Here is a 23,259-nt window from a genome sequence, read left to right as displayed (position 1 = left end):
CGGCGTCGTCCGGGCGGCCTAGAGGTCGGCCGTCGTCACCGCGTTCTCCAAGGAGTGCAGGGAGACATATCGCTGCCGCTGCACGAAAGCCGAGCCTCGTCCGGTGCCGAGATGAGGCAGTGCCTGCCGCAGCTGCCGGTGGTCGGGATGTCCTGGACCGGTCAGCAGGAAGACCTGATAGCGGCCATCCGTCCAGGTATCGTCCGACGTCTCGATGACCTTCGCGATCTTACGGTCGAAGCGATCCTCCGAAGCACCGAGCCGCGCTGCCTCTTCCGGAGACCACTCGACGTTGTCCCGGCGGTGAAGCACGGCGGGTACATCGAGCTTGACCTCACGGTCCGCGTAGAACGCCACACGCTCGATCGGCCGGAACGCCCGCCCGGATTGGCACACGTAAGCGGAGCAGGTCTCGTACAACGGCCAAGCGTGCTTCGCCGAAACGACGACGGTGTCGTCGATCGTGACCGGTCGCTGCGCGTAGACGGTCATCAGTCCGCTGCACCGCTTCAGCCAGCGCGCGGCATCCTTGTCGATGTACGCGGCCAGGTCGAAGATCTGGCGAAGCTCGAAGGGTATGTCGACGTTGATCGTCGAGTCGTGGTGCGCGAGCCGGTTCCGGAACTTGCGGACCCGCTCGACCGCGACGGCGACCTCCTTTCGCTTTCCCGACGAGTGCGGGAAGGCGCGATGAAGACAATCGCGCCAGAGCTCCTCGTACTTGGGGCCGAGCAGACCTGACCAGAACCCGAAGCTCAATCCGGCGATGATCTGGTGCCGGGTTTCCTTTCGCTGGGGACGCAGCCGCTCCCGCACGGTGGCCACGGCCTCCGCCACATTGTCCCCGCCGGGAGTCGGCAGCAAGAACCACGGGATGCCGCACTGGTCCTCTCGGAAATGCTCGCGAAGACACCGATCCAGAGCGTTACGAAGGAGCACCTCGAGATGGCCGACGACCTCGAAAGCGGCGGAGGATGTTCGCGCGCTCCATTCGTACAACCGCAGGGCCGCGACCTTGTCCCCCGACGCTGCCTCGAGGTAGGGAGCCATCCGGGGTTCGGACAGCAGATTCCAGACCATGGGCTCTTCGGTCTCGACGGACGGCACCCGAAGATGCTACCGTCAGTGACGAACGCCCCAGTGTCGCCTCTGATGCAAGCGCCTGGGGCTTCTTCATGCGCTCAGCTGCCCTCCCTGGGCGCCGGCGCCACCTGACCGTTGCCCTCTGAGACCTCCGGCTCCTTTGCAGGCGTCTCCCGCTTCGGCGTGTTCGCGTCGAGGAACCGCAGCAATTCCACCGGGAACGGCAAGACCAGCGTCGAGTTCTTCTCGGCCGAGACCTGCACGACGGTCTCCAGCAGCCGCAGCTGCAACGCCGCCGGGGTGTCGGCCATGGTCGCGGCCGCCTGCGAAAGCTTGTACGACGCCTGCAACTCGCCGTCGGCCGAGATGACCCGCGCCCGGCGTTCGCGTTCGGCTTCGGCCTGGCGCGACATCGAGCGTTTCATCGACTCCGGCAGCGCGACGTCCTTGATCTCGACGCGGTCGATGTGGATGCCCCAGTCCAGCGCCGGGCTGTCGATCATCAGCTCCAGGCCCTCGTTCAGCCGTTCACGGTTCGACAGCAGGTCGTCCAGGTCGCTCTTGCCGATGATGGACCGCAGCGAGGTCTGCGCGACCTGGCCGACGGCCGAGCGGTAGTCCTGCACGTTGACCGCGGCCAGCACCGGATCGATCACCTTGAAGTACACGACCGCGTCCACCCGCACGGTGACGTTGTCGCGGGTGATGCCGTCCTGCGCGGGGATGGGCATCGTGATGATCTGCATGTTGACCTTCTGCAGCCGGTCCGCGATCGGCACCAGCAGCGCGAGCCCCGGCTCCCGGATGGCGGGTCGCACCCGCCCGAACCGGAACACGAGACCGCGTTCGTACTGTTTCACGACGCGGAGGCTGGTCGCGAGCCAAGCACCGCCCGCGACGGCGACCGCACTGAGAATCTCCACCACCATGGCTGCTCCCGGGGTTGTTCTCGCTGTTCACGGTACGCCCGGCGGGTCACGAGGGAAACACGGTGGACAAGCCTGCCAAGGTGGATCCGTGACCGGTTTCAAGATCCCGCCCAAGTTCCTCGACCGCGCCGCCGACCTCGGGCCGGGAGCCGCCGAGTGGCTCGATTCCCTCCCGTTCCTCGCCGAGAAGTACACCGCCAAGTGGCAGCTGGAATACGACGGCGAGGCCATGCACGGCTTCGTCGGTGTCGCACAGCCCGTGCGCCGCGCGGACGGCTCCCCCGCGATCCTCAAACTCGGCTGGCCGCACGAGGAATCCGACGACGAACCACTCGCACTGTCCACCTGGGCCGGTCAGGGCGCGGTTTTGCTGTACGACAACGTGCCCGAGGACGGCGTGCTGCTCCTGGAGCGGCTCGACGCCACCCGGTCGCTCGAAACGGAGCCGATCCGGGAGGCCGTCGAGACCGTCGGAGCGCTGGCACGACGGCTGGCCGTCCCCGCTCCCGAAACGCTGCGGCGATCCCTGCGCGAGGAAGCCGCCGAGTTGGTCACCGAACTGCCGGAGACCTGGAGCGAGCTGGGTGAACCGTTCGATCGCAAGTACCTCGACGCCGCCGTGGAAATCTGCGTGAACCTCGGACCCGAGGCCGGTGAGCTGATGGTGAACGAAGACCTGCACTTCGAAAACGTCCTCGCCGGGGAACGCGAACCGTGGCTGGTGATCGACCCGAAGCCGCTTTCGGGCGACCTCGAATTCGGCGCGATCTCGATCCTGTGGAACCGGGCGAACGAGTCCACAATGGACGAAAAGATCACGTGGTTCGCCGCCGCCGCCGGGGTGGACGCCGAGCGCGCGCGGGCGTGGACGCTGGTCCGCGCGGTGCAGAACTGGACCTGGCTGTACGAAGACCTCGCCGAGGGCGCCTCGCCCGAGACCATCGCCGAAGACCCGGCCTACGCCGCCGTTCCCGGAATCGCCGCGTGGGCATTGCGGTGATCACACGAATCGTCTCCGGCCTCGGGAGCGGATAACCTTCGGGCATGGCAGCCGTGAACAGGGTATTCGCCGCTCAGCTGGCCGGTTTGCCGGTTTTCGGCCCCGATGGTGAATCGATCGGCAAGGTGCGGGACCTGGTGGCGGGCCTGCGGCTGGATCAGCAACCCCCGCGGATTCTGGGCATCGTGGTCGAGCTGACGACACGGCGCCGCGTGTTCGTGCCGATGTTGCGCGTGACGTCGATCGAGCCCAGCGCGGTCACGCTCGCCACCGGATCGGTGAACATGCGGCGGTTCCATCAACGGCCCAACGAGGTGCTGGTGGTCGGGCAGCTGTTCGACGCGCACGCCACCCTCGCCGGCTCGGACACGCGGGTCACCGTCGTCGACGCGGGCATGGAACCGACGCGCACACGGGACTGGGTGCTCGCGAAACTCGCGATCCGGGAACGGTCGAGCAGGCTCGGCCTCGGCAGACGGCGTTCGGCGATGCAGGTGCTGCCGTGGGCGGAGGTGTCCGGGCTCGGGCTCACCGACCTGACCGGCCAGACCCAGGGCGCGGCGCAGCTGCTGATGCTGTTCGACACCATGCGCGCGGCCGACGTCGCCGCCACGGTCCGCGACCTGCCGCTCAAACGACGGCACGAGGTCGCCGACGCGATGGACGACGAGCACCTCGCCGACGTCATCGAGGAGCTTCCCGAAGACGACCAGAAGGAACTGCTGTCCTACCTCGCCGAGGAACGCGCCGCCGACATCCTCGAAGCGATGGACCCCGACGACGCCGCCGACCTGCTGGCCGAGCTGGCGCCCGCCGAACAGAACCGGTTCCTGGAGCTGATGGAACCCGAGGAGTCGGCACCGGTGAAGCGGCTGCTGGAGTACTCCTCCGACACCGCGGGCGGGTTGATGACGCCCGAGCCGGTGGTGCTGACGCCGGACGCCACGGTCGCCGAGGCGCTCGCGCACATCCGCAACGCGGACCTCCCGGTGGCGCTGGCGAGCATGGTGTTCGTCTCCCGTCCGCCGACCGAGACACCGACCGGGCGTTTCGTCGGCGTCGTCCACTTCCAGCGGCTGCTGCGCGAACCACCCGCGGAGATGGTGGCGAGCGCCATCGACTCCCAGCTGCCGGCGCTGCGGCCGAACGCCACCTTGTCCGAGGTCACGCGCTACTTCGCCGCCTACAACCTCACCTGCGGGCCGGTGGTGGACGCCCAAGACCACCTGCTCGGCGCGGTCACCGTCGACGACGTGCTCGACCATCTGCTCCCGGAGGACTGGCGCGAGACCGGGCTGCACGACATCACCGGCGAGATCCACGCGGAGACCGAGGAGACCGAACGTGCCTGAACTGACTTCCGGGCGGCGGCTCGACCAGCCCCGCGGCCAGAGCCGGTTCAGGCTGAACATGGACCCGGACACCTTCGGCAGGCTCACCGAACGGGTCGCGCGGTTCCTCGGCACCGGCAAATACCTGTTCTGGCAGACACTGACCGTCATCGTCTGGATCGTGCTGAACATGGTGGCGGTCTCACTGCGCTGGGACCCGTACCCGTTCATCCTGCTGAACCTGGCGTTCTCGACGCAGGCCGCCTACGCCGCGCCGCTGATCCTGCTGGCGCAGAACCGGCAGGACGACCGCGACCGCGTCTCCCTGGAGGAAGACCGCAATCGCGCCGCGCAGACGAAGGCGGACACCGAATACCTCGCGCGGGAGCTGGCGTCGCTGCGGATCGCGCTCGGCGAGGTCGCCACGCGGGACTTCCTGCGGGGCGAGCTCGACCGGCTCCGGGAGGATCTCGATGCCAAGCCGCGCAAGGCCAAACCCGACCGCACCCCTACCAGTACGTAACATGGGTGTGTGACCAGTACGCAGCAACTCCCCAGCGTCGACGATGTCCGCACCGCGCTGAAGGCCGTGTACGACCCGGAGATCAAGAAACCGATCACCGAACTCGGCATGGTCAAGGACGTGGAGGTCGGCTCGGACGGTGTGGTCACCGTCGGGATCTACCTGACGGTCGCCGGCTGCCCGCTGAAGGCGACGCTGACCAACGACACCACCGAAGCCGTCAAGAAGCTCCCCGGCGTCAGCGACGTCCGGGTCGAGCTCGACGTGATGAGCGACGAGCAACGCACGGAGCTGCGAAAATCGCTGCGCGGTGACGCCGCGGAGCCGGTGATCCCGTTCGCGCAGCCCGGTTCGCTGACGCGGGTCTACTGCGTCGCGTCCGGCAAGGGCGGCGTCGGCAAGTCCTCGGTGACGGTGAACCTCGCGGCCGCGATGGCCGAACGCGGGCTTTCCGTCGGCGTGGTGGACGCGGACATCTACGGGCACTCGGTGCCGCGGATGCTCGGCGCGCGGGAGAAGCCGACCAAGGTCGACACCATGATCATGCCGCCGCAGGCGCACGGCGTGAAGGTCATCTCGATCGGCATGTTCACCCCCGGCAACGAACCCGTCGTGTGGCGCGGGCCGATGCTGCACCGCGCGCTGCAGCAGTTCCTCGCCGACGTGTTCTGGGGCGACCTCGACATCCTGCTGCTGGACCTGCCGCCGGGCACCGGTGACATCGCGATCTCGGTGGCGCAGCTGATCCCGAACGCGGAGATCCTGGTCGTCACCACGCCGCAGCAGGCGGCCGCCGAGGTGGCCGAGCGCGCGGGCGCGATCGCGTTGCAGACGCGGCAGCGGGTGGCCGGGGTCATCGAGAACATGTCGTGGCTGGAGACGCCCGACGGTCAGAAGATGGAGCTCTTCGGCTCCGGCGGCGGGCAGTCCGTCGCGGACTCGCTGTCGAAGTCGGTCGGGTCGACCGTGCCGCTGCTCGGCCAGGTCCCGATGGACCCGCGCCTGGTCGCCCACGGTGACGCGGGGACGCCGATCGTCCTGGCCGAGCCGGACGCGCCGGCGTCGCTCGTGCTCAAGGAGGCGGCGAAGAAGCTGACCGTCCGGGCGCGCGGGCTGGCCGGGATGATGCTGAACGTCACTCCCGCGGGCCGCTGACCTCCCCTTCTTCCGCGTTCAGTCCTCTGGATGCGGTACTTGCACACGCAAGGACCGCATCCAGAGGACTGAATGCGTGGGGTGGTCGTCAGGTGGCGTCGGGGTCGACCGGCGGGCGCTCGCCCGGCTTCAGCGGCTCCGGCTGCGAAGCGGTCGCCGGGTAGCCGTTGGGCTTGGCAGCCCCGTTGGCGCCGTTGGTCCCGTTGGTGCCGTTGATGTTGTTCATCCCCAGCGGATCCGAATCACCGTCGAACAGGTGCTGGGTGACGACCCGCTTCGGATCGAAGTTCCGCAGGCCCCGCAGGTCCTCCAGCGGCTTGCGCAGCTGATCGAACTCCGGGCCCATTTCCTCGCGCAGTTGCGTCTTGGCCCCGGTCGCGAAGTCGCGGACCTTACGGACGCTCTTCGCCACCCAGGACGCCGCTTCGGGCAGCCGTTCGGGACCGAGGATGAAAAGACCCGCGACGATGATGATGAGGATCTCTCCCCAGCCGACACTCTCGAACACCCGTGTGAACCTCCGCCTCGGCGTCTTCCCGTTCAGGGTACCCGCCCGAACTCGCTAGTCCGAGGCCAGTTTCACGTCCACGACCAGAGAAGACCCATCACGGACAAGGCGGACAGGCACCATTTCGCCGACTTCGCGGGCGCGGACCGCGACGAGCAGCTCCGCCGAGTCGCGCACGAGCCGTCCGCCGACCTCCGTGATGACGTCGCCTTCTTTGATCCCGGCGGAGGCCGCGGGGCCACCAGGGGCGACGTTGCGGACCTGTGCGCCCATGGTGCTGGAGCCCGCGACGGTCGACGAAGCGTTGATGCCGATGTCGGGGTGGACGACCTTGCCGTCCTTGATGAGTGTTTTCGCGATCTTCACCGCGTAGTCGCTGGGGATGGCGAACCCGATGCCGATGCTGCCGCCTTCGGCACTGGAGGAGCGGATCGCGGAGTTGATGCCGACCAGCGCACCGGTCGCGTCGACGAGCGCGCCGCCCGAGTTGCCGTGGTTGATCGCGGCGTCGGTCTGGATGGCCTCGTAGATCACCGGCGCGCTGCCGCCGTCGCCACCGGCGGTCACCGGGCGGTTGAGCGCGCTCACGATGCCCGCGGTGACCGAGTTCTGCAGCGCCAGTGGCGAGCCGACGGCGATCACCGAGTCGCCGACGGCGAGTTCGGAGGACTTCCCGACCTGCAGCGCGGTCAGGTTCTTGACGTCGACCTTGACCACGGCGAGGTCGGTTTTGGGGTCGGCGCCGACGACCTTCGCCTCGACGCGCCTGCCGTCGAAGAACACGGCGGTGACCTTGGTGGCCGCGTCGGCCGTCGCGGCGGAGATCACGTGTTCGTTCGTGAGCACGTAGCCCTGGGTGTCGATGACGACGCCGGAGCCCTGCTGGCCCGCGTCGGCGCCGGGTTTGAACACTTCGAGTGAGACCACGGCGGGCGCCACCCGGTGGGCGATGTCCGCGATCGAACCCGCCGGCCGTTCCTTGGCCGCGTCGGCTTCGGAAATGCTGGCCTGCCCGGTCAGTTCGGTGCCGGTGTCGGCGAACCACCAGCCGATCAGCCCGCCGGCGGCGCCGATGACCAGCGCGACCGCGGCGAGCATCGCCAGCGCCTTCGTCTGCACACGCCGCCCGAAAAGGACCTCCGGCAGGCTCAGCAGGGCACCCTGCGGGCGCTTCGTGTCCTTCTCGTCGTCCGACTCCTGGTGCACGGCGGGCCCGGCGAGCACCGCACCGGACGACGGGTCGCGCCAGGGATCCGAGGTCGTGCTCCAGAGGGGGTCTTCGGCGCCGTTCGCGGACGGTGCGGAGCCGTTGGTGCCGTGCGGCCGCTCCAGCACGACATCTTCGGCGCCCGGCGGGCGGCGGAAGGCCTCGGCGAGCGATTCCGGCGTCGGGGGCGCGAGGTTCAGGCCCGGCGCGGACTGCCCGTTCGTGCCGGGCTGGTACAGCTTGTCGAAGGCACCGTCGACGCCGTGCGGCCTGCCGAACGTGGCCGCCTGCGCCGGATCGACGGCGGGCCGGGCCAGCGGGCGCGGCGCCAGCCGATCCCGCGCCGGGTCACCAGGCTGCTGCGGATTCGCGTTCGGCTGCTCGGTCATCATTCCCCGGGGCTGAGATCAGGTTGGCCGGACGCGAGAGTACGCCAAGCCTTACCCGGGATTCTGCCGTGACCACGGTGAAGTGCGCGTTGATTCCCCGAACCCGGCAAGAAATGTGACACTTGAGGCAACCGTGTCTCACGTCTGGCAGTCTAAGGGGCATGTCGGAGAACCCGGGGGCTCCCTTTCCGCCCCAGAACGTCCCTCACCAGCAATGGCCGCAACAACAGTGGTCCCAGCAGCAGTGGCCGCAACAGGAGGGCTGGCCGCAGCAGCCGCCCAAGAAGAAGGGGCTGTCCACCAAGGTGAAAGTGCTGCTGCTCGTCGCCGCGCTCGTCGTGGTCGGCGGCGGGATCGGCTTCATCTTCGTGATGAAGGCGGCCGTCGGACCGGAGAAGCAGGCCAAGGCGCTCACCGAGGGCGATTGCGTCGTGCTGACCGGCTCCGGCAAGGAGGCCGACGCGGTCAATACGCCGTGCGATTCACCGCAAGCGCCCTACGCGGTGAGCCTCACCGGGCTCGACAAGGGTGAGTGGGACTGCAAGGACGGCTTCTACAAGTACGCCGTCCCGAGGGGGGCGCGCGGGGACGGCGTCGCCCTGTGCCTGGCGATCAACGCCAAGGTCGGCCTGTGTTTCGACGATATCGAGACCAAGACGCCGCCGCCGCTGAAGGACTGCGGCTCGGCGCGGCTGAAGATCAGCGAGGTCTTCCCGCAGATGAGCGTGGTGACCAGCCCGTGCGCCGAGGGCACGGCGGAGGTCATCTCCTACGCCAGCTACGGGACCACGAAGTTCAAGAGCGCGACGATCTGCTTCGTCAAACCCTGACGAAGCGGATCAGCGGGCCGAGACGGGCACGGGCGCGTTCGACGTGCTCGGGCTCGGGGTGGGGCTGCGCGGCGGTTCTGCTGGGGTGCCGCCGCCCAGCTGCGCGGGCAGCAGACCCGCGTTGACTCCCTGCGGCGGGGTGAAACCGGTGTTCGGCTGGTCTTCGGTGCCGTCACCCGAGGTCGCGACGAGGGCCAGCGCGCTCAGCACCAGGCCCGAAACGACGACTCCGGCGCCCTGCGCGTACTTCCGCCGGGCGAGGCCGAACCGTCCGCCGCCGAGGACGTTCGGCGACTGGCCCAGCGGTGCCGTTGATCCCAACGGCGCTGTACCGCCCAAAACCCCGGTGTCGCGAAGGCCGGCGACCCGGTCGGGCCGCTGGATGGCCACCAGCTGACCGTCGGCGGTCATCGCCAGGTTGTCCGGGGTGCCGGGAAGTTCGGTGTTCTGCGGGATGGAGCACAGGCTGGCCAGGAAACCCGCCGACATCGACGGGGCTCCCGCCTGCTTCACGGCCGCGACGGCCTGGCGCTGCGCGGTCACCTCGGCCGCGCACGCCTGGCAGCGGGCGATATGCGCCGAGGCCCTGTCCTGAGCGCCGAGGGACAGCTCACCGTCGACGAAGGCGACGATGGCGTCCGGAAGCAGATGCGACTCGGGGAGCCCCCAACCTCGCGGTGCGGTCATACCCCCACCTTCGCAGACTCCTGCGCCGCGGCGCGACGGCGCTCCAAAGAAGCGCGAAGCGCCTGGCGGCCGCGGTGGATCCGGCTGCGCACGGTGCCGAGCTTGACACCGAGGGTGGCGCCGATCTCCTCGTACGAGAGGCCTTCGACGTCGCACAGCACGACCGCGGCACGGAACTCGGGCGGCAACTCGTCGAGCGCGGCCTGCAGGTCCGGATCGAGATGCGTGTCCGAATAGACCTGCTCGGGGCTCGGGTCGTCACCGACGATGCGGTCGGTGTCCTCGGGGAGGCCTTCCATCCGCACGCGCGAGCGGCGGCGGGCCATGTCGAGGAAGAGGTTCGTGGTGATCCGGTGCAGCCAGCCCTCGAACGTGCCGGGCTTGTAGGACGCGAGCGAGCGGAAGACCCGGATGAAGGTCTCCTGCGTCAGGTCCTCGGCGTCGTGGGCGTTACCGGTCAGGCGGTACGCCAACCGGTACACGCGGTCGGCGTGTTCACGCACGACCTCGTCCCACGAGGGCGGCGTCCATGCGGCCTCGTCCACCGTCACCGGCGTGACCTGGTCCGCGTGCTGGTCCTGCATCGTTTCCTGCATCGGGGAAGTAGGCACCTCCATCAGCGTCTTCTCCCAACTACTCCACCCAACGCGGGCGATGAGCACGGTGTTCCCGTTGTCGAGGACCAGTCTGTCCGGCCTGCTTATGTTTCTAGTGAGACTGGACTGAGAGGAGGCTGAGAAGTTCGGTAGCAGGGAGTCTTCGCTCTTTTGACGATAGGCAGCGCTAACCTCCGCGTGTGAATTCCGGGACGCATGCGGGCTCGCCTGCCGAGGCCGCCGACGCCGACCTCGTCGACGGGTACGTCCCCGACGACGAGGTGCTGGCCGCCGCGCGGGCACGGTCGGCCGATCTGGGATGCGGTCCGCTGAGCGCGGGCGCGGGTGCGACTCTGCGTTTTCTCGCCACGACGCTGCGGGCGAAGGCCGTCGTCGAGGTCGGGACCGGGGCCGGGGTGAGCGGATTGTGCCTGCTCGGCGGCATGGTCGACGACGGGATCCTCACCTCGATCGACATCGAGCCGGAGTACCACCGCGCGGCGCGGGCGGCGTTCCGCGAGGCCGGCTACGCGCCGGGACGGACCCGCCTGATCATGGGGCGGGCGCTCGACGTCCTCCCCCGGCTCACCCCCGGCGGCTACGACCTGGTGTTCGTCGATTCGGCGCCGATCGAGTACCCGAGTTGCTACGAGAAGGCCGTCTCGCTGCTGCGGCCCGGCGGGATACTGGCGTTCCACAACGTTTCGGGGACCAGGGTGACCGATCCCTCACGACGTGATCCGGACACCCTCGCGCTGCGGGAGGTCGCGCGGGCCTTCCGCGAGGACGAGCGGCTGGTCCCGGCGCTGTTGCCGGTGGGCGGCGGGCTGCTGGTCGCCGCGATCGCGTAGCAAGGGACCTTTGCTACCACTTTTCAGACGCGTTCCGTGAAGGCCTCCTTGAGGGACCCAGAGTCCCTCAAGGAGGCCTTCACGGACTTGGGAGTCACCGCGACCACGGCCACCGCGGCGAGGGCGAGCCAGGCGGCGGTGAGCACAATCAGCCAGGTCCACCCCGCGTGCCCGTAGACGGTCGCGCCGACGGCGCCGCCGATGCTGCTGCCGAGGTAGTAGGAAAGCGTGTAGAGCCCGCCCACCTGGCCGCGGGCGTTCTCGGGCGCCTCCGCGGCGGCCCAGCCGTTGGCGACGGCGTGCGCCGCGAAGAACGCGCCGGTCAGCACCACGAACCCGGCGACGACCATGGGCAGCGAGTCGGACAGCGTCAGCGCCGCGCCCGCGATCGTGAGCAGCAGGGCGCCGGCGAGCGACCGGCGGCGGCCGAACCGGCCGACGAGCTTGCCCGCCGTCGCCGACGAGACCGAGCCCATCGCGTACGCGAGAAAGACGAGCGACGCGATCGCGGGCGAGAGGTTCAGCGGCTCGCCGGTCAGGCGGAATCCGGCGGCGTTGTACAGCGCGACGAACGAGCCCATCGCCAGCAGCGCGACCGCGTACTGGACGAGCAGGACCGGCTTCCGCACCGCCGCGCCGAGCCCGGCGAGCACCGCCCTGCCTTGCGCACGCAACCGCTCTGACCTGCGGCGATCCGGCAAAGTGGTAGCAAAGGTCCCTTGCTCCCCCGGCGGCAGCGCCAGCACCGTGACCACCGTGCAGACCAACCCGATCCCCGCGACCACGAGCAGCGCGCCGTGGTAGCCGAACGGTCCGGCGGTGAACCCGGCAGCGAGCCGTCCGATCATGCCGCCGACGGTGTTCCCCGCGATCATCGCGCCCACCGCCGCCGCGAGCCCGGCCTTGCCGAGCCGTTCCGCGAGATAGGCCGCGGCCACTCCGGGGAACCCGGCGATGGCGACGCCCTGCAGCGCCCGCAGCACGAGCAGCGCCGGATAACTGGGCGCCAGCGGCAGCAGGAAACCGAACACGACCGACGCGACCACCGAAGCGATGATCACCGGGCGCCGTCCCACGACCTCGGAGAGCGCCGCGATGGGCAGGACGGCGATCGCGAGCGCGCCGGTCGCGACACTCACCGCGAGCGAAGCGCCACCGGGATCGAGGTGATACTGCTCGGCCAGCTGCGGCAGCACCGGCTGGGGCGCGTAGAGCAGCGCGAACGAGGAGATCCCGGCCGCGGCGACGGCGATCGTCACGCGGCGGGTGGTTCCGGTGGCAGGCACAGTCTCGAAGCTAAGCCTGGCTAAACGATACGTCTAATACGATCATCTGCCACAATCGATACCGTGCTGAATGAAAGGATGACCGCCCAGCTCGCCCCGCAGCTCGCCCTGCTCACCGCACTTCGCCGCACGACGAACGTCACACGCGCGGCCGAGCTGCTCGGTGTCCCCCAGCCCACGGTAAGCCGCCGGATCTCGGCGCTCGGTGACGCCCTCGGCGCCCCGCTCACGGTTCCCGACGGCCGCGGCATCCGGCTCACCCGCGCCGCCGAGCTGCTGGCCGATGCCGCCGAACGCGCGCTCGCCGCCGTCGACGCCGGAGTCCGCCAGGCCCGCGAAGAGGTCGACCCCGAATCCGGGCACGTCGTCCTCGGCTTCCTGCATCTGCTCGGCAGGTCGCTGGTCCCCACGCTGCTCCGCGGCTATCGCGCCGACCATCCGGGAGTCCGGTTCACCCTGGTCCAGGGGTCACGTCAGGACATGGTCGACAGGCTGACCAGCGGCGAACTCGACCTCGCGCTGCTCGCGCCCGCCCCCGTCGACGATCCGCTGCTCGACACCGCCGTGCTCGCCGAGCAGGAGATCTTCCTGTCCGTCCCGACGTCGCACCGCCTCGCCGACCGGCCCAGCGCCGCCATCGAGGACCTCAAGGACGAGGAATTCGTGCTCCTCGAAACCGGCTACGGCCTCCGCACCATCACCGACGACCTGTGCGCGGCGGCCGGCTTCGAGCCGAAGATCGCGTTCGAGGGTCAGGAGTCCGACACCGTCCGCGGGCTGGTCGCGGCCGGGCTCGGTGTCGCGCTGCTTCCCCGTTTCGAACCGGGCAGCCCGGCGGGGGTCGTCGAAGTCCCGCTGGTGTCGCCGGTCGGGCGGACCATCGGGCTGGCCTGGCGTCGCGATGTGGTCCTGCCGCCCGCCGTGCTGCGGTTCCGTGAGCGGGTCCGCGCGCGGCCCTGGTGACTTTCGTCGGGGTCGATCCCTGCCATTCGTCCACCCCGCCCGAGAAGACTTTTCGCTAACTTCGGGTGAATGTACGACGACATCGTGGAGTTGGCGGGCGAGAGCCCGGGCTGGCTTCAGGCATCCGGCGTCCTGTTCACCGACGCGGGATTGCTGATCTTCGCCGCCTTGATGGTCTGGGTGTTCTGGCGGGCGCGCACCTCGCCCTCCCGGCTCGCGGTGTCGCTACTGGTGCCCGCTGCGACCGCGATCGCGTACTTGATCAGCGAAGCGGCGAAGAGCGTGATCCGCGAAGACCGACCTTGCCGGGGCCTCGTCACCCTCGTCGAGTGCCCGCCGACGGGTGACTGGTCCTTCCCGAGCAACCACTCCACGATCGCCGCGGCGGCCGCTGTCGGCCTGGCACTCGCTTGGCGCCGGCTCGCGCCGTGGGTGCTCCCGGGCGGCCTGCTGATGGGGTTCTCGCGGGTCTTCGTCGGCGCGCATTACCCGCACGACGTACTCGCCGGGCTCGTTTGCGGCTCCGTCACGGCGTGGCTCGTGTTCCGGTACCTGAAGGACCCGGCGACCCGGATCGCTCGACGGCTCACCGCCCACGCCGGGGACGCGCCGACCCAGCCCATGCCCAAGGTCGACCTGCGGAGCGGTAGCAAAGGTCCCTTGCTCCCGCCCCGCAGGTAACCGCAGGTCAGGCGTAGGAGGCGACCAGCTCGACCAGCGTCCGCGCCGCGAATCCGGTGGCCCCGGGCACGACGTCGGCGTAGGTCTTGTCGGCCCGCGCGGGGCCGGCGATGTCGAGATGCGCCCACGGCACGTCCCCGACGAACTCCCGCAGGAACAGCGCCGCGACGATGCCACCGGGGCCACCCGGCGCCTGCCGGACGTCACCGAGCGAGCCCTGCACGGTTTCGGCCAGATCCTCCAGCAGCGGCATCCGCCACCAGGCCTCGCCGACCCGCTCGCCCGCCTTCGTGACCCGCTCCGCGAGCGCGTCTTCGGTGGCGAAGACGCCGCCGGTGCGGACGCCGAGCGAGACCTTCATGGCGCCGGTCAGGGTCGCCGCGTCGATCACCGCGTCCGGTTTGTGCTTCTTGATGCCGTAGACGAGCGCGTCGGCCAGGACCATGCGGCCCTCGGCGTCGGTGTTGCCCACCTCGGTGGTCTTGCCGCCGTAGTGCCGGACGATGTCACCGGGCCGGTACGACGAACCGGATACGTGGTTTTCGGCGGCGGGCACCAGCCCGGTCACCTTGACCGGCAGACGCAACGTGGCGATGGCGCGGACCGCGGCGATGATCGCCGCGCCGCCCGCCATGTCGGTGCGCATGAGGTGCATGCCGTCGGCCGGTTTGATCGAAAGACCGCCGGTGTCGAAGGTGATGCCCTTGCCGACCAGCAGCAGATGCGTCGTCGCCCCGCGCGGCCGGTACTCGAGTTCGATCAGCCGCGGCGGCGCGGCCGAGCCGCCGCCGACGGCGAGAACGCCGCCGAAGCCCTGTTCGGCCAGCCACTTCTCGTCCCGCGCCGTCACGGTCAGGTTCGGGATGCCACCGGCCGCCCGGGCGGCCGTGTCGGCGAGCCAGGCGGGAGTCTTGACGTTCGACGGCGTGTTCGCCAGGTCGCGCGCGAACGCGGCGGCCGCGGCGAGTTCGCGGACCCTCTCCAGCGCGCCGACGGCGCCCTCGTGACGTGTGATCAAGCGCACGGTCCGCAGGCTCGGCTTCGGCTCCTCGGCCGTCACCGTGAACCGGTAGCCGCCGAGCAGCAGCCCGAACGCGAGTTCCTCGACGTGCTCGGCGCCCGCGTCCGCCGGCAGCTCGACGGCGAAGGCGCGGAACGCCTTCTCCCCCGCCTTGACGTCTTCCTCCAGCGCTGACGTGACGGCGCGGACCAGCGCGGCACCGGCCTTGCGGTACTGCTTCGGCTCACCGTCGCCGACGCCCGCCAGCCAGCGGACGCCGCCGGTCGGCACGGTCTGCACGTCTCCGGCCTTGCCGGTGGGCCGCACGCCGCCGATCTCCGCGAGTCCGGCGTCACCGTCCTCTTCGGACGGCGCCGCGATCAGCGTGGCCAGCGGCGTACCGCGCTTCAGGTCGTCCGAGACCTCGAGTTCGAGCAGCTTCCCCGGAACGGGGGGTAGCGGGTTACGCACAGTGAGCGACCTCCGGGCGCAGATGAACCGCGACCCCGGCCTCCGAAGGGAGACCGGGGTACGGGTGGTTGAACGGTGGTGCGGTCCGGCTCAGCCGGTGACCTCCTGCAAGGCCGCGCCGAGATCCTTCGCTTCTTCCGCGGAGAGTTCGACGACGAGGCGCCCACCACCTTCGAGTGGTACGCGCATCACGAGGCCCCGCCCCTCCTTAGTCACTTCGAGGGGACCATCTCCGGTCCGGGGCTTCATGGCCGCCATAGCGTGCTCCCTCCGTCTCAACCGGCGCGCCCGGGTCGCGCTCGTCAAAGCCAGCCGGGTCTACTGTCCATTGTCCCTCATCAGCGGCCGAGCGCGAACGCGGACCGATCTTTTGCCGCCGTATCGGTGCTGGTATGCGGCTCGCGAGGCTGAAAGACTTCGTCTCGGACCGCAGTTTCGCCGACTAGGAGATCCCGTGACCACATCCGACGTTCTGCTGACCGCCGACGCCGATGGCGTGCGCACCTTCACGCTGAACCGGCCGCAGGCGTACAACTCGCTGACCGTCGAACTCAAGGAACTGCTGCTGGCGGGCCTGACCGAGGCCGCGGCCGACGACAGTGTCCGCGCGGTCGTGCTGACCGGTTCGGGCAAGGCGTTCTGCGCCGGGCAGGACCTGAAGGAGCACGTCGGGCTGCTGCAGGCGGGTGACCCGGCGCCGCTACACACGGTCAAGGAGCACTACAACCCGATCGTCAAGGCCATCGTCGGGATGCCGAAGCCGGTCATCGCGGCGGTGAACGGCCCCGCGGCCGGCGCGGGCGCGGCCTTCGCGTACGCGAGCGACCTCCGGATCGCCGCGACGTCGGCGAACTTCCTGATGGCGTTCGCGAACGTCGGCCTCGGCCCGGACTCGGGCGCGTCATGGACGCTGCAGCGGCTGATCGGCCTCGGCCGCGCGGCCGAGCTGATGCTGCTGGCGCGCACGGTCGACGCCGCCGAAGCGCTGACGCTCGGACTGGTCAGCGAGGTCGTTTCCGACGAGGAGCTGGCCGCCCGCGCGCAGAAGGTCGCCGCGAAGCTCGCGGCCGGCCCGACGGTCGCGTACGCGAAGATCAAGAACGTCCTGTCCGTCGCCGCCGAGTCGTCCCTCGAAACCGCGCTGGCGGCCGAGGACGAGGCCCAGACCGCGCTCGGCGCGACCGCCGACCACACCGAGGCCGTCGAGGCCTTCGTGGGCAAGCGCAAGCCGAGTTTCCAGGGCAAGTAACCGCCCGCGACGTGCAATGAAGGACGCTTTCATTGCAAAATTTGCAATGAAAGCGTCCTTCATAGCGCGGCCGGGACCGGTACCGGACTGCCGCGACTAGCGTCCGGGAGTGATCCCGACCCCGCCCCACCTTCGGACGGCAGCCGCCGAGCGCGACCTCGGTGACTGCCTCCGCCGCTACCGCCGCAGGCCGGGCGTCATCGGGACCTTCTTCGCCTTCGCGCCGCTGGCGGGCGCTCTGGCCATCGGGATCCGCGAAGGTGATACGACCGGAGCGCTGGCCATGGTGCTGTTCGTGTGGACGCCGCTCTTCCTGTGTTGGTGTGTCTCCACCCGAAGGCGCCTCGACGGAGGTCTTTACGTCTTCGACGGCGGTTTCACCGACGTCCACGGGCGCAAAGTCCGCCACGCGATCACCTGGCCCGAAGTCCGCTCGGTCGAGTACGAGACCCGTTCCCTCTGGGCGGGCCTGATTCCCGTCGCGGCCACCACGAACTGCGTGATCGAACTGCGGAATTCCCGCAGGATCGAACTCGACGGCAGCTACCGCACACTGCGAAGACTGGCCGAAGACCTCCACGCTCGCTCGGTTTAAGCGGCCCGGAAACAGTCCTTCACGTGGTCGTCGACCATCCCCGTCGCCTGCATCAGCGCGTAACAGGTCGTCGGCCCGAGGAACACGAAGCCGCGCTTCTTGAGTTCCTTCGCCATCGCCTTCGACTCGTCGGTGATCGCCGGGACGTCCGCCATCCGCCGCGGCCGGGTAGGCGAGGAAGGCGCGAACGACCACAGCAGGTCGTCCAGCGAACCGTCCAGTTCCTCGATCGCCCGGGCGTTGTTGATCGCCGCCAGGATCTTGGCCCGGTTCCGCACGATCGACGCGTCTTCCATGAGACGAGCGACGTCGTCGTCGGTGAAGGCCGCGACCTTCTTCGGCTTGAACCTCTTGAACGCCTTCCGGAACGACTCGCGTTTACGCAGGATCGTGATCCACGAAAGCCCGGACTGGAACGACTCCAGGCACAGGCGTTCGTACAGTTCTTCGTCGCCGTGGAGCGGGAAACCCCATTCGGTGTCGTGGTACTCGGCGTAGTCCGGGGCCGAGTTGCCCCACGAACACCGCTTGATCCCGTCCGCGCCCAGCAGACCCGCCTCAGCCAACCCGGTACCCCTCCGCGTACTTCACGAATCTCTGCAGGCACAACCGCAGCCCTAGTTCGAAGCCCGGCTTCGCGACCGGCCAGCCGAGCCGCCCGACGACGCCGAACGGCGGCCGCAGATGCTCCGCCCAGACGAACGTCGACGCGTGCGGCCCCTTCTCGATCACCTGGAACACCCCGGTGCCCTGCACGATCTTGCCGGTATGCCGCACGACACAGCGCAGCGGCGGTTCCCAGCTGGTGATCTCCATGGTGTCGGTGAACCCGATCCCGCCCACGCCGGTGAACGCCGACAGTTTCGAGCCCACGCTACGCCCGTTGCCTTCGACGACCTCGACCTCGGTGCCGAGCATCCATTCGCCCTGGCGTTCCCAATCGGTCAGGGCGAGCCAAGCCGTCCCGGCCGTTACCGCGACGTCGACGGAGACGACGACATCGGTCACCTGGCGGCCTCGCGCTCGGCCTCCAGTTCGGCCACCTTGGCGCGCAGCTCCTCGATCTCGACGCCGAGCCGCCGCATCACCCAGTCCACTTCGGACATCTTGTAACCGCGCAGCACCATCTGGTAGCGGACGGCGTGGACGTCCTCGGCGGTGATGTCCTCGGCGGGCAGCCTGGTCGGCGCGCTGCCGGGCGGCAGCGGAGCCAGCTCCTCACCCCGGCCGAACACCACGGCGGCCAGCAGAAACACCACGGCGGCCACCAGCAGCATGACTACGAGGTAGATCAGGACGGTCGTCACGCCACGATCGTGGCACACGAACGCCACGATCGTCGCGCCAGCAACGCGAGTCGCACGCTGACCACCACCCAGAGGATCATCAGCAGCCCGCACGGCACGGACAGGAACAGTCTCGACGCGTCGAGGAAACCGGTGGCGATCACCAGCAGCGCCACCGAAAGCAGGTTCAGCCCGACGGCCTCGCCGATCAGCACGCCGGCGGTCTTGACCAGCCGGGCACCGTCCATCCGCCGGGACAGCCAGCGCATGGAGACGAGGGCGATCACCCCGAGCACCGGCACGATGAAGACCGAACCGTGGGTGAACTGGGCGATGTACTTGTACCAACCCGGCGTCGGCGCGAGCTGCGACCAGTCGCCGAAGGTCCACTTGCGGGCGAACTCCCAGGCCAGTTGCATCAACGGCACGCCGAGGATCAGTTTCCAGAGGGTGCGGGTGCCGCTGTGCATGCCCAGTTCGGCCTGGTAGTCCCGGGCGATCAGGTGCACCGGCCCGAAATCGGCGACGGCGCGCACCTGCGCCTCGTGGTCGCTCCAGCCGCCGTCGCGGTAGGCGTCCGCGGCGTCGTTGAGCCCGTCGCGCGCCTCGCGCAGCAGATCCCGCTTCGCCGACGCCGGGCCGTCCAGCCGCGTGCGCAGCTCCCCGAGATAGGCCTCGATCACCGTCATGCCGTGGTTCTCCGACTCCGCGCGGCGACCGCCAGCCGCATGCTGAACAGGATCCACGTTCCGGACAGGACCGCGCACGGCACGCTGACGAGCATGCGGGCTGGCTCCATCAGCCCGGTCGCGCCGCCGTACGTGGCGACCGCGACCAGGTTCAACCCCACGGCCGCGGCCAGCGTCCACGAGACCGCGCGCGCGACCGGCGGACCGGCCGTCCGCCGCGAGAGCAGTCGTGCCGCGAGCAGCCCGGCGATCGCGACGGCCGGGGACAGCGCCGCCAGCGTGTCGGCCGTGCCGATCGCGCGGTGGTACCAGGACGGCGCGGCGCCGAGCGCCGACCAGTCGGCGAAGGCACGCGCCAGATCCCAGGCGAGGATCAGCAGCGGGACACCGGCGATCAGCTCCCACAACACGCGGATGTCGCGCCGCAGCCCCAGTTCCGCCTGGTAGTCACGGGCGATCAGGTCGGCGGGGCCGAAGTCGGCGACGGCCCGGCGTTCCGCTTCCGCTTCGTCGGCACCGCCCGCGCGGTAGGCGTCGGCCGCGTCGACCAGGCCGTCCCTCGCTTCGGTGAGCAGATCGGTTTTCGCCGACCGCGGCCCGGACAGCCTTCCGTCGAGTTCGCCGATGTAGGCCTCGATCGCGTTCATGCGGCGAGCGCGTGCCGGGACCGGAAGGCGGGCGCGAGCAACCAGAAACTGAAGGCCACCCAGCCGAGCGCCACCATGTTGCACACGAGGCTCACGTTCATCCTCGACGGATCGAGGACCGTGGTGCTCACGGTGAGCAGCAGCAGCGCCAGCAGGTTCGTGCTCGCCGCGGCACCCACCGTCCACCGTGTCACCTTCCCCAGGCTCACGCTGTCGAGCCTGCGCCCCAGCCTTCGGGCCCAGAACAGCGAACCCGCTCCGATCACGGCCGGTACGAGGACCAGGACGCCGAAGACTTCGATGACGGCCGTGTACCACTCCGGATTCGGCTTCCCCGAACGGCTCCAGTCGCCGTAGGTCCAGATCCGCGCCAGCTCCCAGGTCACCTGGATCAGCGGCACACCGACGATGACCTTCCACAGGGTGCCGATGTCGCCGCGCAACGCCAGCTCGGCCTGGTACTCACGGGCGATCACGGCGGCCGGGCCGAAGTCGGCGACGGCACGGCGTTCGGCTTCCGCCTCGCCGACGCCACCTTCGCGGTACGCCTCGGCCGCGTCGACCAGACCGTCCCTCGCCTCGGTGAGCAGATCGGTCTTCGCCCTCGCCGACCCGTTCAGGCGCCTGTCCAGGTCGCCGACGTAGGCCTCGATCGCACTCATGCCGTGCTCCCCCCGAGGACACCACCTATGACAGTGGTGAACTCCTGCCACTCCGCCCGTTCCGCGGCCAGTGCCTTCTGCCCGGAGCGGGTGAGCTTGTACGTACGACGTTTGCGGCCGGACACCACGTCCCATTCGCTGGCGAGGAATCCGGCGCGCTCCAAGCGGCGAAGCGCCGGGTAGACGGTGCCCGTCGGCAGGTCGAGCGCACCGTCACTGCGGAGCTGGAGCGCCTCGATGATGGCGTACCCGTGCAGCTTCCGGCCGTCGAGGACGGCGAGGAGCAGCGCGTCGAGGTGCCCGCGCAGGCTGTCGGCCTTCATAGATAGACAGTCTACACATCGCCGCAGACCAGGGTAGCCGGGACTTTCCCGGACCGGCCTCAGGGAATGTCCCCGAGATCACCCCGATTTCATAGATTTAGTGGCTACATGTAGCCAGCCTACGTATACAGTTCCTCGGCATGGACGCACTCCCGATCGCGAGACTCCAGTTCGCGACGACGACCTCGTTCCACTTTCTGTTCGTGCTGCTCACACTGGGGCTCGTGACACTCGTCGCGGTGATGCAGACACGCTCCGCGTTCGGCGGCAAGCCGGAACTGGCGCGGATGACTCGTTTCTGGGGCAGGCTTTACGTGATCAATTACGCGCTGGGAATCGTCACCGGAATCGTGATGGAATTCCAGTTCGGACTCACCTGGACCGGCCTGTCCGCGGTCGCGGGCGACGTCTTCGGCGCACCGCTGGCCATCGAGACGCTGGTGGCCTTCTTCGCCGAATCGACCTTCCTGGGGCTCTGGATCTTCGGCTGGGGGCGGCTGAACAAATGGGTCCACCTGACGCTGATCTGGCTGGTCACGCTGACCGCGTACGCCTCGGCGCTGTTCATCATGGTCGCCAACTCGTTCCTGCAGAACCCGGTCGGCACGCACGCCGAGAACGGCGTGCTGAAACTCGACGACTTCGGCGCGCTGTTCACCAACCCGGCACTGACGGCTTCGCTGCCACACGTGCTGAGCGCGGCGCTGATGACCGGTGGTTTCTTCGTGGTCGGCGTCAGCGCGTACCACTTCATCAAGCGCACCAAGGAGATCGAGTTCTTCCGGCGCTCGATGCGGATCGGCGTGCTCACCTCGCTGGTCGGCAGCACGCTGGTGATCGGCTTCGGCTTCGCCCAGTTCGGCCCGCTCGGGGAGTACCACCCCGGCAAGCTGGAAGGAGCGGATCCCGTCGTCGGTGCCTCGCTGGGCTTCATGATCCAGATCGGGTTCATCGCCTTCCTGGCCTCGATCCTCGGCACGCTACTGCTCTTCCGGAACTGGATCACGAAGGTGCGGCCGATGCTGTACGTGATGGTCCTGGCCATCCCGCTGCCGTTCCTCGCGGCGATCTTCGGCTGGCTGGTGCGGGAGATCGGCCGTCAGCCGTGGCTGATCCGGGGGCAGCTGAGGACCGCCGACGCCGTCGCGGCCATTCCGGCGGGGCAGATCTTGTTCTCCTTCATCGCTTTCACCCTGTTGTTCCTGGTGCTCGCGATCGCCGACTGGGTGCTGATGTCACGGGTCGCGAAACGCGGCCCGGAACCCGTCGAAGAGGCGGCCGCGCCCCGTACTGAACTTCCCGTCCTGAGCGGAGTCTGACCGATGGTGATCCTCTGGTGGTGCGTGCTCGGTTTCCTGACCGCCGGCTATTTCGCGCTGGCCGGCTACGACTACGGCGTCGGCATGCTGCTCGGCAGGCTGGGCCGCGACGAGGAAGGGCGGCGGCGCGTGCTCGGCGCCTTCGGTCCGTTCTTCCTGGCCAACGAGGTGTGGCTGGTGGCCGCGGTCGGTGTCCTGTTCGGCGCTTTCCCGCATCTGGAAGGAAAGGTGTTCGCCGGGGCGTATCTCCCGGTCGTCACCCTGCTGCTCGGGCTGGTCACGTTCACCGCGGCGGTGCAGTTGCGCAGCAGGCGGCCGGACGCGGGCCGCGGTGCCTGGACGCTGGCGATCACCGCCGGCGCCTGGGTGACGGCGGTGTCCTGGGGGGTGTTCCTCGGCAATCTCGTCCTCGGGCTCCCGCTCGACGCGGCCGGGAAACCGACCGGCGACGTCCTCGCGGTGTTCAGTCCGTACGCGCTGCTCTGGGGCGCGGGGTTCGTCGCGCTGTTCGCCTTGCAGGGAGCGGCTTTCCTCGCCGTGCGGGCTCCCGCCGAGCTCACCGCCCGCGCGAACCGGATCGCCAAGGCGCTGCTCGCGCCGTCGCTCGCGTTCCTGGTCGTGGCGGTCGCCTGGGGCGCCGTCGAGACCACCGCGTCGTGGACCGTGCTGCCCGCGATCGTGCTGGCGTTCGGCGCGCTGGGCGTCGCGGCCGTCGCCTTGCGCGCCGGGCGGCACAAGACGGCGCTGGTCGCCACGATGACGCTGTCGGCGGCACCGGTGCTGGCCGTCGGGGCGGCGCGCCTGCCGGACGCCCTTGTGTCCTCTGTGGACGGCGGTTTCTCGCTGAGCCTGACGGAAGCGGCTTCCAGTACCGAAATGCTCAGCCTGCTCACCTTCGTCCTGCCTCCCGCGCTCGTGGCGATCGCCGCCGTGCAGTGGGTGACCTGGCGCAGGCACGACACCCGCGTCGACCAGCGTTCGCTGCTGCACTTCTAGGAG

At 69.3% G+C, this 23,259-nt stretch carries 28 protein-coding genes; 12 read left to right on the top strand and 16 right to left on the bottom strand.

Annotated features, from left to right (window positions below):
- Positions 1-18 precede the first annotated feature (18 nt).
- Together ACLJQ7_RS32605 and ACLJQ7_RS32600 are read right to left on the bottom strand one after the other, a co-directional pair.
- Positions 19-1,107: a hypothetical protein gene (locus ACLJQ7_RS32605; RefSeq protein ID WP_410651975.1), complete on the bottom strand. Its 1,089-nt coding sequence runs from the start codon at positions 1,105-1,107 to the stop codon at positions 19-21.
- Positions 1,108-1,181: 74 nt separating this feature from the next.
- Positions 1,182-2,012: a slipin family protein gene (locus tag ACLJQ7_RS32600; protein ID WP_410651974.1), complete on the bottom strand. Its 831-nt coding sequence runs from the start codon at positions 2,010-2,012 to the stop codon at positions 1,182-1,184.
- Between the two features lie 88 nt (positions 2,013-2,100).
- On the opposite strand from ACLJQ7_RS32600, the gene ACLJQ7_RS32595 reads away from it, so the two are divergent.
- From ACLJQ7_RS32595 to ACLJQ7_RS32580, 4 genes are read left to right on the top strand one after another with little or no spacing between them, the layout of a single operon-like run.
- Positions 2,101-3,012, top strand: coding sequence for an aminoglycoside phosphotransferase family protein (locus ACLJQ7_RS32595; RefSeq protein WP_410651973.1), 912 nt, complete (start codon positions 2,101-2,103; stop codon positions 3,010-3,012).
- 44 nt (positions 3,013-3,056) lie between these two features.
- Entirely contained in the window at positions 3,057-4,364 is a 1,308-nt protein-coding gene (locus ACLJQ7_RS32590; protein WP_410651972.1) for a magnesium transporter MgtE N-terminal domain-containing protein, read from the top strand.
- Complete coding sequence (locus ACLJQ7_RS32585) at positions 4,357-4,866, top strand: DUF1003 domain-containing protein (protein ID WP_410651971.1); 510 nt, start codon at positions 4,357-4,359, stop codon at positions 4,864-4,866. The genes ACLJQ7_RS32590 and ACLJQ7_RS32585 overlap by 8 nt, the downstream gene beginning before the upstream one ends.
- A gap of 9 nt (positions 4,867-4,875) precedes the next feature.
- Positions 4,876-6,021 carry an Mrp/NBP35 family ATP-binding protein gene (locus tag ACLJQ7_RS32580; protein WP_410651970.1) on the top strand — a complete coding sequence of 382 codons (1,146 nt, stop codon included), beginning with the start codon at positions 4,876-4,878 and terminating at the stop codon, positions 6,019-6,021.
- 88 nt (positions 6,022-6,109) lie between these two features.
- Here ACLJQ7_RS32580 and tatB read toward each other — a convergent pair whose 3' ends face one another.
- A complete protein-coding gene (gene tatB, locus ACLJQ7_RS32575; protein ID WP_410651969.1) occupies positions 6,110-6,529 on the bottom strand; it encodes a Sec-independent protein translocase protein TatB in 420 nt (139 codons plus the stop codon).
- Positions 6,530-6,583: 54 nt separating this feature from the next.
- Complete coding sequence (locus ACLJQ7_RS32570; protein ID WP_410651968.1) at positions 6,584-8,125, bottom strand: S1C family serine protease; 1,542 nt, start codon at positions 8,123-8,125, stop codon at positions 6,584-6,586.
- 161 nt (positions 8,126-8,286) lie between these two features.
- Here ACLJQ7_RS32570 and ACLJQ7_RS32565 point away from each other — a divergent pair, with 161 nt between their 5' ends.
- Positions 8,287-8,955, top strand: a complete 669-nt coding sequence (locus tag ACLJQ7_RS32565) for a hypothetical protein (RefSeq protein WP_410651967.1) — start codon at positions 8,287-8,289, stop codon at positions 8,953-8,955.
- A 9-nt stretch (positions 8,956-8,964) separates the two neighbouring features.
- On the opposite strand, the gene ACLJQ7_RS32560 is transcribed toward ACLJQ7_RS32565, so the two are convergent.
- Together ACLJQ7_RS32560 and sigE are read right to left on the bottom strand one after the other, a co-directional pair.
- Entirely contained in the window at positions 8,965-9,642 is a 678-nt protein-coding gene (locus ACLJQ7_RS32560; RefSeq protein ID WP_410651966.1) for an anti-sigma factor family protein, read from the bottom strand.
- A complete protein-coding gene (gene sigE / locus ACLJQ7_RS32555; protein WP_034313360.1) occupies positions 9,639-10,259 on the bottom strand; it encodes an RNA polymerase sigma factor SigE in 621 nt (206 codons plus the stop codon). Before sigE ends, ACLJQ7_RS32560 begins: the two co-directional genes overlap by 4 nt.
- Before the next feature lie 179 nt (positions 10,260-10,438).
- Between sigE and ACLJQ7_RS32550 the strand changes: the two genes are divergently transcribed.
- The gene (locus ACLJQ7_RS32550; protein WP_034313363.1) at positions 10,439-11,089 is read left to right on the top strand and encodes an O-methyltransferase; all 651 of its coding nucleotides are present in this window, start codon (positions 10,439-10,441) and stop codon (positions 11,087-11,089) included.
- A gap of 23 nt (positions 11,090-11,112) precedes the next feature.
- Here the strand turns inward: ACLJQ7_RS32550 and ACLJQ7_RS32545 are convergent, their stop codons facing one another.
- Positions 11,113-12,348 (bottom strand): MFS transporter, encoded by a 1,236-nt coding sequence (locus ACLJQ7_RS32545; RefSeq protein WP_410652030.1) that lies wholly within the window; start codon positions 12,346-12,348, stop codon positions 11,113-11,115.
- Between the two features lie 105 nt (positions 12,349-12,453).
- On the opposite strand from ACLJQ7_RS32545, the gene ACLJQ7_RS32540 reads away from it, so the two are divergent.
- Both ACLJQ7_RS32540 and ACLJQ7_RS32535 read left to right on the top strand, forming a co-directional pair.
- Entirely contained in the window at positions 12,454-13,338 is an 885-nt protein-coding gene (locus tag ACLJQ7_RS32540; RefSeq protein WP_410652029.1) for a LysR family transcriptional regulator, read from the top strand.
- Positions 13,339-13,407: 69 nt separating this feature from the next.
- Positions 13,408-14,019 (top strand): phosphatase PAP2 family protein, encoded by a 612-nt coding sequence (locus ACLJQ7_RS32535; RefSeq protein ID WP_410651965.1) that lies wholly within the window; start codon positions 13,408-13,410, stop codon positions 14,017-14,019.
- 7 nt (positions 14,020-14,026) lie between these two features.
- Here the strand turns inward: ACLJQ7_RS32535 and ACLJQ7_RS32530 are convergent, their stop codons facing one another.
- Together ACLJQ7_RS32530 and ACLJQ7_RS32525 are read right to left on the bottom strand one after the other, a co-directional pair.
- Positions 14,027-15,490 (bottom strand): leucyl aminopeptidase family protein, encoded by a 1,464-nt coding sequence (locus tag ACLJQ7_RS32530; RefSeq protein ID WP_410651964.1) that lies wholly within the window; start codon positions 15,488-15,490, stop codon positions 14,027-14,029.
- Between the two features lie 90 nt (positions 15,491-15,580).
- Positions 15,581-15,748: a DUF3117 domain-containing protein gene (locus tag ACLJQ7_RS32525; RefSeq protein WP_005155393.1), complete on the bottom strand. Its 168-nt coding sequence runs from the start codon at positions 15,746-15,748 to the stop codon at positions 15,581-15,583.
- A 196-nt stretch (positions 15,749-15,944) separates the two neighbouring features.
- Here ACLJQ7_RS32525 and ACLJQ7_RS32520 point away from each other — a divergent pair, with 196 nt between their 5' ends.
- A complete protein-coding gene (locus ACLJQ7_RS32520; protein ID WP_410651963.1) occupies positions 15,945-16,739 on the top strand; it encodes an enoyl-CoA hydratase/isomerase family protein in 795 nt (264 codons plus the stop codon).
- Between the two features lie 109 nt (positions 16,740-16,848).
- Positions 16,849-17,334: a hypothetical protein gene (locus tag ACLJQ7_RS32515; protein WP_410651962.1), complete on the top strand. Its 486-nt coding sequence runs from the start codon at positions 16,849-16,851 to the stop codon at positions 17,332-17,334.
- Here the strand turns inward: ACLJQ7_RS32515 and ACLJQ7_RS32510 are convergent.
- From ACLJQ7_RS32510 to ACLJQ7_RS32480, 7 genes are read right to left on the bottom strand one after another with little or no spacing between them, the layout of a single operon-like run.
- Positions 17,331-17,900: a DNA-3-methyladenine glycosylase I gene (locus ACLJQ7_RS32510; RefSeq protein ID WP_410651961.1), complete on the bottom strand. Its 570-nt coding sequence runs from the start codon at positions 17,898-17,900 to the stop codon at positions 17,331-17,333. The genes ACLJQ7_RS32515 and ACLJQ7_RS32510 overlap by 4 nt on opposite strands.
- The gene (locus ACLJQ7_RS32505; protein ID WP_410651960.1) at positions 17,893-18,342 is read right to left on the bottom strand and encodes an SRPBCC family protein; all 450 of its coding nucleotides are present in this window, start codon (positions 18,340-18,342) and stop codon (positions 17,893-17,895) included. Before ACLJQ7_RS32505 ends, ACLJQ7_RS32510 begins: the two co-directional genes overlap by 8 nt.
- Entirely contained in the window at positions 18,339-18,641 is a 303-nt protein-coding gene (locus ACLJQ7_RS32500) for a DivIVA domain-containing protein (protein WP_410651959.1), read from the bottom strand. Before ACLJQ7_RS32500 ends, ACLJQ7_RS32505 begins: the two co-directional genes overlap by 4 nt.
- Positions 18,638-19,309, bottom strand: coding sequence for a permease prefix domain 1-containing protein (locus ACLJQ7_RS32495; protein WP_410651958.1), 672 nt, complete (start codon positions 19,307-19,309; stop codon positions 18,638-18,640). Before ACLJQ7_RS32495 ends, ACLJQ7_RS32500 begins: the two co-directional genes overlap by 4 nt.
- The gene (locus ACLJQ7_RS32490; protein ID WP_410651957.1) at positions 19,306-19,956 is read right to left on the bottom strand and encodes a permease prefix domain 1-containing protein; all 651 of its coding nucleotides are present in this window, start codon (positions 19,954-19,956) and stop codon (positions 19,306-19,308) included. Before ACLJQ7_RS32490 ends, ACLJQ7_RS32495 begins: the two co-directional genes overlap by 4 nt.
- Positions 19,953-20,618 (bottom strand): permease prefix domain 1-containing protein, encoded by a 666-nt coding sequence (locus tag ACLJQ7_RS32485; RefSeq protein ID WP_410651956.1) that lies wholly within the window; start codon positions 20,616-20,618, stop codon positions 19,953-19,955. Before ACLJQ7_RS32485 ends, ACLJQ7_RS32490 begins: the two co-directional genes overlap by 4 nt.
- Positions 20,615-20,941 (bottom strand): helix-turn-helix transcriptional regulator, encoded by a 327-nt coding sequence (locus tag ACLJQ7_RS32480; protein ID WP_005155407.1) that lies wholly within the window; start codon positions 20,939-20,941, stop codon positions 20,615-20,617. Before ACLJQ7_RS32480 ends, ACLJQ7_RS32485 begins: the two co-directional genes overlap by 4 nt.
- Before the next feature lie 140 nt (positions 20,942-21,081).
- On the opposite strand from ACLJQ7_RS32480, the gene ACLJQ7_RS32475 reads away from it, so the two are divergent.
- Both ACLJQ7_RS32475 and ACLJQ7_RS32470 read left to right on the top strand, forming a co-directional pair.
- Positions 21,082-22,260 carry a cytochrome ubiquinol oxidase subunit I gene (locus tag ACLJQ7_RS32475; RefSeq protein WP_410651955.1) on the top strand — a complete coding sequence of 393 codons (1,179 nt, stop codon included), beginning with the start codon at positions 21,082-21,084 and terminating at the stop codon, positions 22,258-22,260.
- A gap of 3 nt (positions 22,261-22,263) precedes the next feature.
- Complete coding sequence (locus ACLJQ7_RS32470) at positions 22,264-23,256, top strand: cytochrome d ubiquinol oxidase subunit II (RefSeq protein ID WP_410651954.1); 993 nt, start codon at positions 22,264-22,266, stop codon at positions 23,254-23,256.
- Positions 23,257-23,259 lie beyond the last annotated feature (3 nt).

This window comes from Amycolatopsis sp. cmx-4-54 (assembly GCF_046548895.1).
Taxonomy (GTDB): Bacteria; Actinomycetota; Actinomycetes; order Mycobacteriales; family Pseudonocardiaceae; genus Amycolatopsis.
The sequence above is the reverse complement of the archived record's forward strand: the minus strand, read 5'-3'. Positions and strand labels throughout refer to the sequence as shown.

Bases quoted from the DNA above. Each gene is read 5' to 3' on its own strand.
- ACLJQ7_RS32600 (WP_410651974.1), bottom strand. From the start codon at position 2,012: ATGGTGGTGGAGATTCTCAGTGCGGTCGCCGTCGCGGGCGGTGCTTGG.
- ACLJQ7_RS32590 (WP_410651972.1), top strand. From the start codon at position 3,057: ATGGCAGCCGTGAACAGGGTATTCGCCGCTCAGCTGGCCGGTTTGCCG.
- ACLJQ7_RS32570 (WP_410651968.1), bottom strand. From the start codon at position 8,125: ATGACCGAGCAGCCGAACGCGAATCCGCAGCAGCCTGGTGACCCGGCG.
- ACLJQ7_RS32565 (WP_410651967.1), top strand. From the start codon at position 8,287: ATGTCGGAGAACCCGGGGGCTCCCTTTCCGCCCCAGAACGTCCCTCAC.
- ACLJQ7_RS32560 (WP_410651966.1), bottom strand. From the start codon at position 9,642: ATGACCGCACCGCGAGGTTGGGGGCTCCCCGAGTCGCATCTGCTTCCG.
- sigE (WP_034313360.1), bottom strand. From the start codon at position 10,259: ATGGAGGTGCCTACTTCCCCGATGCAGGAAACGATGCAGGACCAGCAC.
- ACLJQ7_RS32540 (WP_410652029.1), top strand. From the start codon at position 12,454: ATGACCGCCCAGCTCGCCCCGCAGCTCGCCCTGCTCACCGCACTTCGC.
- ACLJQ7_RS32535 (WP_410651965.1), top strand. From the start codon at position 13,408: ATGTACGACGACATCGTGGAGTTGGCGGGCGAGAGCCCGGGCTGGCTT.
- ACLJQ7_RS32525 (WP_005155393.1), bottom strand. From the start codon at position 15,748: ATGGCGGCCATGAAGCCCCGGACCGGAGATGGTCCCCTCGAAGTGACT.
- ACLJQ7_RS32495 (WP_410651958.1), bottom strand. From the start codon at position 19,309: ATGACGGTGATCGAGGCCTATCTCGGGGAGCTGCGCACGCGGCTGGAC.
- ACLJQ7_RS32490 (WP_410651957.1), bottom strand. From the start codon at position 19,956: ATGAACGCGATCGAGGCCTACATCGGCGAACTCGACGGAAGGCTGTCC.
- ACLJQ7_RS32485 (WP_410651956.1), bottom strand. From the start codon at position 20,618: ATGAGTGCGATCGAGGCCTACGTCGGCGACCTGGACAGGCGCCTGAAC.
- ACLJQ7_RS32480 (WP_005155407.1), bottom strand. From the start codon at position 20,941: ATGAAGGCCGACAGCCTGCGCGGGCACCTCGACGCGCTGCTCCTCGCC.
- ACLJQ7_RS32475 (WP_410651955.1), top strand. From the start codon at position 21,082: ATGGACGCACTCCCGATCGCGAGACTCCAGTTCGCGACGACGACCTCG.
- ACLJQ7_RS32470 (WP_410651954.1), top strand. From the start codon at position 22,264: ATGGTGATCCTCTGGTGGTGCGTGCTCGGTTTCCTGACCGCCGGCTAT.